Below are 9,574 nucleotides of genomic sequence, written 5' to 3'. Positions count from 1 at the left end.
GTGGTTCCGAGTCTCCACCTCGGGGATGTGACGGCCCCGTGCGCGTTTCTTCCATTTTTCGTCATCCCCGCGAAAGCGGGGATCCAGAGAACCTTGGAAAATCAACCCCTTGCCAACTCTCCTGGATCCCCGCTTTCGCGGGGATGACGGTTGAGAGAGGCGAAGAAATGCAACTGCGCTCTTTTCCCCGGACAGCCGTGCGCCTTCGCGGGAATGACGTCTTGAGGATGTCCGGGCCGTCAGAAAAGCTCATCTCGCCTCGGCCATCACCCCGCCCCACCCCGGCAGGTGCAGCACACCGTCGGACAGCGCCCCCGGCAGCCCGTGCCCGCCCAGCGCCTGCCAGCGTTCCGCATCGGCCAGCGGCATCTCCACGGCGCGCGGGCCGAGGTTGAAGACGCACAGCAGCCGCTGCTCCTCATGGCGGCGCTCGAAGGCCAGCAGCGGTTCGGCCATGTCGCGGAAGCGGATGTCGCCCAGCCGCAGCGCCGGCTGCCGCTTGCGCCACGCCAGCCAGCCGCGGGCGAAGGACAGCACGCTGTCCGGGTCGGTGCGCTGCACGTCCACCGCCCGCGCCCGGTGCGCGTCGGGGATCGGCAGCCACGGCTCGGCGGGGGAAAAGCCCGCGTGCGGCCCCTCCACGGTCCAGGGCATCGGCGTGCGGCAGCCGTCGCGCCCGCCGGCCTCCGGCCACATCGCGATGCCGAAGGGGTCCTTCAGGCGCTCGTACGGCACCTCGGCCTGCGGCAGGCCCAACTCCTCGCCCTGGTAGAGGAAGGCGGTGCCGCGCAGGCTGGTCAGCAGCGCCAGGAACAGCCGCGCGGCGACCGGCGGCGCCTCGGAGCCGGCCCAGCGGCTCACCACCCGCTCGGTGTCGTGGTTGGAGAAGGCCCAGGACGGCCAGCCGCGGCCGGGCTGCCGCTCGAACGCCTCGACGGCGCGGCGCACGGCGGCGGCCCCGCCCAGGGGGCCGAGCAGCGCGAAGTTGTAGGCGGTGTGCAGCCGGTCGGGGCCGGCGACATACTCGGCGGCGCGGGCGACGCTGTCGTCGTCGTGCACCTCGGCCACCGCCATGCGGTCGGGGTAGCGGTCGAGCAGCCCGCGCAGCCGGCGCAGCACGGCGAGGTTCTCCGGCTGCGACTTGTCGTGCCGGTGCACCTGCAGGCCGTAGGCGCTGCCCGGCGGCACGCCGTCCGGCCAGGGCGCGTCGGGGGCGCGGGCCGGGTTGTCGCGCAGCAGCCGGTCGTGCAGGTAGTAGTTGGCGACGTCGAGCCGGAAGCCGTCCACCCCGCGCTCCAGCCAGAAGGCGCACTCCGCCAGCACGGCGTCCTGGACCGCGCGGTTGTGCAGGTTGAGGTCGGGCTGGCTGGGCAGGAAATTGTGCAGGTAGTACTGCCGGCGCCGGCTGTCCCAGCTCCAGGCCGGGCCGCCGAACACGGAGAGCCAGTTGTTGGGCGGCGTGCCGTCCGGCTTCGGGTCGGCCCAGACGTACCAGTCGGCGCGCGCGTTCTCCCTCCCCTGCCGGCTCTCGCGGAACCAGGCGTGGCGGTCGGAGGTGTGGCTCAGCACCATGTCGATCAGCACCCGGAGCTTGAGCGCGTGCGCCCGCTCCAGCAGCCGGTCGATGTCCGCCAGGCTGCCGAACAGCGGGTCCACCGCCCGGTAGTCTTCGACGTCGTAGCCGAAATCCTTCATCGGCGAGCGGAAGAACGGCGACAGCCACACCGCGTCGGCGCCCAGCGCGGCCACGTGGTACAGGTGCTCGGTCACGCCGGCGAGGTCGCCGACGCCGTCCGCGTTCGTGTCGAAGAAGCTGCGCGGGTAGATCTGGTAGACCACCGCGCCGCGCCACCACTCGGCCATGCCCCTCCCCCGCACCCGTTTCGTCCTTCGGACGATCCCGCCACCACGATAGCGGACCCCCGTGACATTTGCGCGCACCTCTTCGGAGGCGCCGCAATCGCAATTGACAATGATTCGCAATCACATTACCTGTGGGGTCACCGCGACGCCAGAGGACATAGCCTCCATGTACGTGTGCATCTGCCATCCGATCACCGACAAGCAGATCAAGCAGGTCCTCCAGGACGGCGCGCAGACCACCGCGGCGGTGTTCCGCCACTTCGGACACAAGGTGCAGTGCGGCAAGTGCGTGCCCTACGTCCGCGGCATGGTGGAAGAGCACCGCGAGACGGCGCGGACCGGCGGCTGCGGCGGCAACTGCGGCCAGTGCGGGAACCACGACCACGAGATTCACCCTCACGAACCCGCCAACACCGACGGCGATTACGCGTACGGCGTCGCCGCAGAATAAGAGCGCCTCCATCCCTTGCACAGCGTGCGCACGCCCCGGCGTCCGCACGCTTTTTTTTCGCCTTAAGGATGCGACAACGTGTCCGCATACTATGCGTTTGGTCGGATTGACCCGCCGGAGTGAATCAGGCAGATAAGCGCCGCAGCAAGACTGGGTTCACCAGCAATGCCCGTCGGCCGGAGCCGATGGCCACAGAGGAAGCGCTCAAACTCAGCCAACGACTTCGGAACACGGACAGCGATTGCCATACCGGCGGCGTGCCATCGGTCATTTTTTCCTTCCGCACTGCACAGGAATTTCTTTGCACCGCACAAAGACCGCGGAGGCAAGTCCTTGCGCAGGCGGTCGGCGACCGGAACGCCGCACCGAAGCGTCCAGAGGGGGAACACAACGATGACTCGCCGCCGGCGGCAGGCCCACGAGGGGCTGTGCCGCGATCTTCTCGTGCAGGCCGAAGCGCGCCTGGAGGAACTCCGCACCAGAGCGGAACGCAGCGACGGCAACCGGCTGGAGCTGGAACGCGCGCTCGACCAAGCCCGCGGCCTGTGCAACCGCGTCCTCGCCCGCGTCGAGGCGGCCCGCCAAGCCAGCGACGACGCGTGGCCCTTCGCGCGGGCGCAGGCGGATCAAACCGTCGCCGAGATGTCGCAGGCCATCGCCGAGGTGGAACAGCGGCTGTCGCGCGCGGCAGCCTAGGAACGCCCAGCCCCTCCCCCGGCCCCGCCGGGGGAGGGACCTAAGTCACACCGTCGCCAGCAGCCTTGCCAGCTCCACCGCGGTCTTCACGCCCATCTTCTCGAAGACGTGCGCGCGGTGCACCTCCACGGTGCGCATGCTGATGCCGAGGTCGTCGGCGATCACCTTGTTCAGCTTGCCGGCGACCACGAGGTCCATCACCTGCCGCTCGCGCTGGGTCAGCGTCGCCAGACGCGCCGTCACCGACGCCTGCCCCGCCTCGCGCGCCCGCTGCTCGGCGTCGAAGGCCAGCGCCTCGATCACCAGGTCCACCAGATCGTTGTCGTTGAACGGCTTCTCGACGAAGTCGCGGGCCCCCTTCTTCAGCGCCGACACCGCGATCGGCACGTCGCCATGCCCGGTCAGGAAGATCACCGGCAGCCGGCAGCCGCGCTCGCGCAGACGGTCGAACAGCTCCAGCCCGGTCATCCCCTCCATGCGGATGTCGAGCAGCAGGCAGCCCGCGAGGTCCGGCGTCCACGCCCCCAGGAAATCCCCGGCCGTCTCCCAGGTCTCCGCCTGCACGTCGCGCGACTGCAGCAGCCAGGACAGCGCGTCGCGGATCGCCTCGTCGTCATCGACGATGTGGACCTTGGCGTTGAAGCGGGGGGCAGCGCTCACGACGCCACCGGCAGGCTGAACAGGAACGCGGTGCCGCCGCCCCTGGCCGGCTCGAACCACAGCCGGCCGTGGTGGCTCTCGATGATCGAGCGGCAGATGTTCAGGCCCATGCCCATGCCTTCCTTCTTGGTCGTGAAGAACGGCGAGAACAGCGTCTCCGCCACCTCGGGCGCCACGCCGCAGCCGCGGTCGCGGATGCGGGTCAGCACCGCGCCATTCTGGACCCGCGCCGTCACGCGCAGCAAGCGCGCGTCGCGCGGCGTCTGCGCCATCGCCTCCATGCCGTTGCGCATCAGGTTCAGCAGCACCTGCTGCACCAGGATGCGGTCGGCCATCACCGGCGGCGTGGCCGGCGCGAGATCCACCTCGATGCGCACGCCGTGCTTGCGGGCGTCGGCGCGGATCAGCGAGACACTGTCCTCCACCACCTCGGCCATGTCGCAGGGCGCCACCCTGGGGTCGCGCTTGCGCACGAACTCGTGGATCTGCCGGATGATGCGGCCGGCGCGCATCGCCTGCTTGGACAGCTTGTCGAGCGGCGGGATCAGTTCGGCCGGCACCACCGTGTCGGCGCGCAGCTTGTTCAGGCAGCCCGCGGAATAGCTGGCGATGGCCGACAGCGGCTGGTTCAGCTCGTGCGCCAGGGTCGAGGCCATCTCGCCCATGGTGATGACGCGGGCGGTGTGCTGCAGACGCTCCTGCTGCTGGCGCGCCAGATCCTCGGCGCGCTTGCGCTCGGTGATGTCGACGAAGGAGCCCATCCAGCCGGTCTGCCGGCCGTTGGCGTCGATCAGCGGCGCCTCGTAGATCAGCGCGTCGAAGCGCTCGCCGTTGCGGCGCATCAGCCGCAGCTCGAAGCCGTCGGGCGGCGCCTCGCCGGCCAGAACGGTGCTGAACACCTGGGCGCAGCGCTCCAGGTCCTCCGGCGGCCAGTAGGGCATGGGCGGGCCGCGGTCGAGCAGTTCCGCCTCGCTCCAGCCGACCATGCGGCAGAAGGCCGGGTTCACGTAGATGATCCGCCCTTCCAGGTCGCGCGCCCGCATGCCGACGGTGAGCGAGTCCTCCATCGCCTTGCGGAAGGCGTGCTCGGTGCGCAGCTGCTGCTCGGCCCGGACGCGGCGGCGGATGTGCCGGCGCACCATCCACAGGCTCCACAGCGCCGACCCGGTCAGCCCGAAGATGGCGGCCACCAGCACGGTGCGGCCCAGGTTGCTCTCGGTCCGGTGCACGGTGGCGACCAGCGTCATGCCCCTGCCCGGCGGATCGAAGGGGATGGCGTGGCTGCGCCGCGGCGTCGGTTCGTCGATGCGCGACTTGGCGCCGAGCACCGCGCCGTTGGAATCGGCGACCGCGATCTGGTAGCGCTCGGCGATCCACCAGGGCACGTGGTGGGTCAGGATGTCGTCGATGGAGAACACGCCGACCAGCGCCCCGGCGTCGCCGCGCCCCTGATAGACCGGCACCACCACGTCGAAGCCCATGCCGGCCTGCGGCAGCGGGTAGGGCGCGGTGTAGATCCGTTTGCCGAGCGACCGGGCGAGACGCAGCGCGTCGCCGCGCGGGCTGGGCTCCGCCCCCTCCTCCACCGCGCGGCCGTCCGGCACCGGCGGCACCGCGGCGGCGATGCGCCCCTCGGCGTCCAGCCACAGCACCCGCTCCACCGCCGGGTTGGTGGTGACCAGATGCCGCATCGCGGCGGTGACGTCGGTGCCGCCGGAGCGCCCGATCATGTCCGCCAGCTGCTCCAGCCGGTCGACGTCGGAGGCGAGCTGGAAGCGCAGGCTCTGCTCCACCCACAGCGCGTCGCGGATCAGCCCGTGCTCCTCCTCCTCGCGCTCGGAGCGGTCGAGCAGCCAGAGGAACACCCCCAGCAGCACCACCACCAGCACCATCGCGACGATGGGCATGGCGGTGCCGCGGCGGCTCAGCAGGGTGGCGGGGCGGATCATCGGACCCTTATCGAGAAAGATACGGTTTTCCACAATAGCGGCGACGGCGCCGTTCGCGAAGAATGCGGCGAACACAAACGACCCCATAAATCCGGGAGGATATGGTTACATGAAGCTCTCCAAGCTGCTGTGCGCGGCCGCGTTCGGCTGCCTGCTCGCGTCGCCGGCGTTCGCGCAGAACCAGATCGTCATCAAGTTCAGCCACGTCGTCGCCCCCGACACGCCCAAGGGCAAGGGTGCGGAGAAGTTCAAGGAACTGGCCGAGGCCCGCACCAACGGCAAGGTGAAGATCGAGGTCTACCCGAACAGCCAGCTCTACAAGGACAAGGAGGAGCTGGAGGCGCTGCAGCTCGGCGCGGTGCAGATGCTGGCCCCGTCGCTGGCCAAGTTCGGCCCGCTGGGCGCCAAGGAGTTCGAGGTCTTCGACCTGCCCTACATCTTCCCCAGCAAGGAGGTCCTGGTCCGCGTCACCAACGGCCCGGTCGGCAAGCAGCTGTTCCAGAAGCTGGAGTCGAAGGGCATCACCGGGCTGGCCTACTGGGACAACGGCTTCAAGATCATGTCGGCCAACAAGCCGATCCACCTGCCCACCGACATGAAGGCCCTGAAGCTGCGCATCCAGTCCTCCAAGGTGCTGGATTCGCAGATGCGCGCCCTGGGCGCCCTGCCGCAGGTCATGGCGTTCTCGGAGGTCTACCAGGCGCTGCAGACCGGCGTCGTGGACGGCACCGAGAACCCGCCGTCCAACATGTACACCCAGAAGATGCACGAGGTGCAGAAGCACGCCACGCTCACCAACCACGGCTATCTCGGCTACGCGGTGATCGTGAACAAGAAGTTCTGGGACGGCCTGCCGGCCGACGTCCGCACCCAGCTGGAAGGCGCCATGAAGGACGCCACCACCTTCGCCAACGACATCGCGCAGAAGGAGAACGACGACGCGCTGGCGGCGATGAAGGCCTCGGGCAAGACCGAGTTCTACACCCCGACCAAGGAAGAGACCGACGCGTGGCGCAAGGCGCTGCTGCCGGTCCACAAGGAGATGGAAGGCCGCGTCGGCAAGGAGCTGATGGAGTCGCTCTACAAGGAAGCCGCCGCCGCCGGCTTCAAGATGTGATGTTGAAGCCCCTCTCCCTGGTGGGGTGTGGGTTTGGGGTGTGGGTCGCGTCGGTGAAGCCGGCCAGGCTTCTATCCCCCTCTCCCCAAACCCCTCCCCCTCAAGGGGGGAGGGGCTTCCCGCACCGCCTCTCCTTGCGCGCGGAGCCGCCATGTTCATGAAAGCCCTCGACCACCTCGAGGAGATCATCATCGCCACCCTGATGGGTTTGGCGACCACGATCATCTTCGTCGCGGTGGTCCACCGTTACGCTTCGGGCTTGCCCGTCATCCAAGACTACATCCTGCACTGGAACTTCGCCTGGGCGCAGGAGCTGTGCATCTACATGTTCGTGTGGATGGCCAAGTTCGGCGCCGCCTACGGCGTGCGCACCGGCATCCACGTCGGCGTCGACGTGGTGATCAACAAGCTCGAACCGAAGAACCGCGCCAAGTTCATCATCTTCGGCCTGCTGGCCGGCGCCCTGTTCACCGGCATCGTCGGCTCGCTGGGCACCAACTTCGTCTGGCACATGTCGGAGACCGACCAGACCTCGGCCGACCTGGAATGGCCGATGTGGATCATCTATCTGGCGATCCCGCTCGGCTCCTTCCTGATGTGCTTCCGCTTCCTGCAGGTGACGGTCGCGTTCCTGCGCACCGGCGAGCTGCCGCACCACGACCACGGCCACGTCGAGGGCCTGGAGGAGGACGTCAGCGACCCGCAGCGCGCGGCGCAGGACGTCAACTGGTTCCAGATGGACGACCACCTGCACCCGCACGACATCGCCCACCACGAAGGCGACGAGCGGCGCGAGAAGGAGAGCAAACGATGAACGCCGCCATCATCTTCGGCCTGCTGCTCGGCCTGATGCTGACCGGCATGCCGATCTCCATCTCGCTCGGCCTGACGGTGCTCACCTTCCTGTTCACCATGACCGAAGTCCCGGTGCAGGCGGTGGCGCTGAAGCTGTTCACCGGCATCGAGAAGTTCGAGATCATGGCGATCCCGTTCTTCATCCTGGCCGGCAACTTCCTCACCCACGGCGGCGTGGCGCGCCGCATGATCAACTTCGCCACCGCCATGGTCGGCCACTGGCACGGCGGCCTGGGCCTGGCCGGCGTGCTGGGCTGCGCGCTGTTCGCCGCGGTGTCGGGCTCCAGCCCGGCCACGGTGGTCGCCATCGGCTCGATCATCCTGCCGGCGATGGTGGCGCAGGGCTTCCCGCGGCAGTTCGGCGCCGGCGTCATCACCACCTCGGGCGCGCTGGGCATCCTGATCCCGCCGTCCATCGTCATGGTGATGTACGCGGTGGCGACCAGCGGCAGCCAGCACTCCGCCTCGGTCGGCCAGCTGTTCATCGCCGGCGTCGTGCCGGGCCTGATGCTGGCGGCGCTGCTGGGCGGCGTGACGTGGTACCGGGCGCGCAAGTTCGGCTACCCGCGCCTGCCCAAGGCCAGCCTCGCCGAGCGCTTCCGCACCCTCCGCGAGGCGATCTGGGGCCTGCTGCTAATCGTCATCGTCATTGGCGGCATCTACACCGGCGTCTTCACGCCGACCGAGGCCGCGGCGATGAGCGCGGTGTACGCCTTCATCATCGCGGTGTTCGTCTACAAGGACATGCCGCTGAAGGGCGTGCCCAAGGTCCTGCTGTCGTCGGCGAACATGTCGGCGATGCTGCTCTACATCATCACCAACGCGGTGCTGTTCTCGTTCGTCCTGACGTCGGAGAACATCCCGCAGCAGATCGCCGACTGGATCGTCGGACAGGGCTTCGGCGTCATCGCCTTCCTTTTGGTGACCAACATCCTGCTGCTGATGGCCGGCAACTTCATGGAGCCGTCGTCGATCGTGCTGATCATGGCGCCGATCCTGTTCCCGGTGGCGGTGAAGCTGGGCATCGACCCGGTGCATTTCGGCATCCTGATCGTGGTCAACATGGAGGTCGGCATGTGCCACCCGCCGGTCGGCCTGAACCTCTACGTCGCCAGCGGCATCACCAAGATGGGCATCACCGAGCTGACCATCGCGGTGTGGCCGTGGCTGCTGGCGATGCTGGGCTTCCTGGTGCTGGTCACCTACGTCCCGGCCATCTCGCTGTGGCTGCCCAGGGCGTTGGGCGTGATGTAAGCCAAGGATCCTACCCCTCCCCCGCCTCCGGCGGGGGAGGATGGGTGGGGGCAGCGGCGTGCCCGGGAAGGTGCGCATCGCGCCTACGATTTAAAAAGCGAAGCAACGAAGATTCATAAGATTCACAAGGAGGATCCCACCCGCCTGCGCCCTATTCGTGGAGCACGGCGGTTTTCGGGAAGACCTTTGTGAATCTTATGAATCTTCGTTGCTTTGTGTTTACCGGCGGCTGGAGGATCGTGGGTCCTCGGGCAGGCCGTTGCCCCCACCCAACCCTCCCCCGCCGGAGGCAGGGGAGGGCAAGGAAGCTTACGCCGCCTTGATCGACACCAGGAAGCGCTGAACCTCGTCGCGCAGCGCCACGAAGCGCTCCTGCAGCATCTTCGCCACGTCCACCGACTGCCGCGCGGCCCCCGCCACCTCGGACGAGGCGTCGGAGGCGACGCCGATGCTCTGCGTCACCGTCTGCGCCTCCTGCGCCACCGAGCGCACCTGGTTGGCGATCTCGCCGGTGGCGCCGAGCTGCTCCTCCACCGCTGCGGCGATGTCGGACGAGCGCTGGCTGAGCGTGCCGATGGTGTCGGTGATGGCGCCGATGGCGCTGACCGCGTCGTGCGTCACCGCCTGGATGGCGCCGATCTGGTTGGAGATGTCCTCGGTCGCCTTGGCCGTCTGGTTGGCGAGGTTCTTCACCTCCTGCGCCACCACGGCGAAGCCCTTGCCGGCCTC

9 protein-coding genes are annotated in these 9,574 nt (G+C 68.5%); 5 read left to right on the top strand and 4 right to left on the bottom strand.

The window, feature by feature from the left end:
• Positions 1–249: 249 nt before the first annotated feature.
• Positions 250–1,863, bottom strand: coding sequence for an alpha-glucosidase family protein (locus tag ACRWK7_RS12710; protein WP_431856597.1), 1,614 nt, complete (start codon positions 1,861–1,863; stop codon positions 250–252).
• Between the two features lie 166 nt (positions 1,864–2,029).
• On the opposite strand from ACRWK7_RS12710, the gene ACRWK7_RS12705 reads away from it, so the two are divergent.
• Positions 2,030–2,314: a (2Fe-2S)-binding protein gene (locus ACRWK7_RS12705; RefSeq protein ID WP_431856595.1), complete on the top strand. Its 285-nt coding sequence runs from the start codon at positions 2,030–2,032 to the stop codon at positions 2,312–2,314.
• 393 nt (positions 2,315–2,707) lie between these two features.
• Positions 2,708–3,010 (top strand): hypothetical protein, encoded by a 303-nt coding sequence (locus tag ACRWK7_RS12700; RefSeq protein WP_431856594.1) that lies wholly within the window; start codon positions 2,708–2,710, stop codon positions 3,008–3,010.
• A gap of 45 nt (positions 3,011–3,055) precedes the next feature.
• Here the strand turns inward: ACRWK7_RS12700 and ACRWK7_RS12695 are convergent, their stop codons facing one another.
• Together ACRWK7_RS12695 and ACRWK7_RS12690 are read right to left on the bottom strand one after the other, a co-directional pair.
• Positions 3,056–3,670, bottom strand: a complete 615-nt coding sequence (locus ACRWK7_RS12695; protein ID WP_431856593.1) for a response regulator transcription factor — start codon at positions 3,668–3,670, stop codon at positions 3,056–3,058.
• On the bottom strand, positions 3,667–5,619 hold the full coding sequence (locus ACRWK7_RS12690; RefSeq protein WP_431856592.1) for a sensor histidine kinase: 1,953 nt from the start codon (positions 5,617–5,619) through the stop codon (positions 3,667–3,669). Before ACRWK7_RS12690 ends, ACRWK7_RS12695 begins: the two co-directional genes overlap by 4 nt.
• 109 nt (positions 5,620–5,728) lie before the next feature.
• On the opposite strand from ACRWK7_RS12690, the gene ACRWK7_RS12685 reads away from it, so the two are divergent.
• The 3 genes from ACRWK7_RS12685 to ACRWK7_RS12675 all read left to right on the top strand — a co-directional run bounded on the left by ACRWK7_RS12685 (position 5,729) and on the right by ACRWK7_RS12675 (position 8,845).
• Positions 5,729–6,736 carry a TRAP transporter substrate-binding protein gene (locus ACRWK7_RS12685; protein ID WP_431856591.1) on the top strand — a complete coding sequence of 336 codons (1,008 nt, stop codon included), beginning with the start codon at positions 5,729–5,731 and terminating at the stop codon, positions 6,734–6,736.
• Between the two features lie 151 nt (positions 6,737–6,887).
• The gene (locus tag ACRWK7_RS12680) at positions 6,888–7,550 is read left to right on the top strand and encodes a TRAP transporter small permease (protein WP_431856590.1); all 663 of its coding nucleotides are present in this window, start codon (positions 6,888–6,890) and stop codon (positions 7,548–7,550) included.
• On the top strand, positions 7,547–8,845 hold the full coding sequence (locus ACRWK7_RS12675; RefSeq protein WP_431856589.1) for a TRAP transporter large permease: 1,299 nt from the start codon (positions 7,547–7,549) through the stop codon (positions 8,843–8,845). The genes ACRWK7_RS12680 and ACRWK7_RS12675 overlap by 4 nt, the downstream gene beginning before the upstream one ends.
• 309 nt (positions 8,846–9,154) lie before the next feature.
• Here ACRWK7_RS12675 and ACRWK7_RS12670 read toward each other — a convergent pair.
• Positions 9,155–9,574: methyl-accepting chemotaxis protein (locus ACRWK7_RS12670; protein ID WP_431856587.1), on the bottom strand; the 420-nt coding region annotated here is incomplete at its 5' end.

It is taken from the genome of Azospirillum sp. (assembly GCF_050789165.1).
Note: the sequence above shows the minus strand (reverse complement) of the source record. Positions and strands in the feature narration are given on the sequence as shown.

Excerpts from the sequence above, each read along its gene's own strand:
- ACRWK7_RS12705 (WP_431856595.1), top strand. The coding sequence starts at position 2,030 with ATGTACGTGTGCATCTGCCATCCGATCACCGACAAGCAGATCAAGCAG.
- ACRWK7_RS12675 (WP_431856589.1), top strand. The coding sequence starts at position 7,547 with ATGAACGCCGCCATCATCTTCGGCCTGCTGCTCGGCCTGATGCTGACC.
- ACRWK7_RS12710 (WP_431856597.1), bottom strand. The coding sequence starts at position 1,863 with ATGGCCGAGTGGTGGCGCGGCGCGGTGGTCTACCAGATCTACCCGCGC.
- ACRWK7_RS12680 (WP_431856590.1), top strand. The coding sequence starts at position 6,888 with ATGTTCATGAAAGCCCTCGACCACCTCGAGGAGATCATCATCGCCACC.
- ACRWK7_RS12700 (WP_431856594.1), top strand. The coding sequence starts at position 2,708 with ATGACTCGCCGCCGGCGGCAGGCCCACGAGGGGCTGTGCCGCGATCTT.
- ACRWK7_RS12685 (WP_431856591.1), top strand. The coding sequence starts at position 5,729 with ATGAAGCTCTCCAAGCTGCTGTGCGCGGCCGCGTTCGGCTGCCTGCTC.
- ACRWK7_RS12690 (WP_431856592.1), bottom strand. The coding sequence starts at position 5,619 with ATGATCCGCCCCGCCACCCTGCTGAGCCGCCGCGGCACCGCCATGCCC.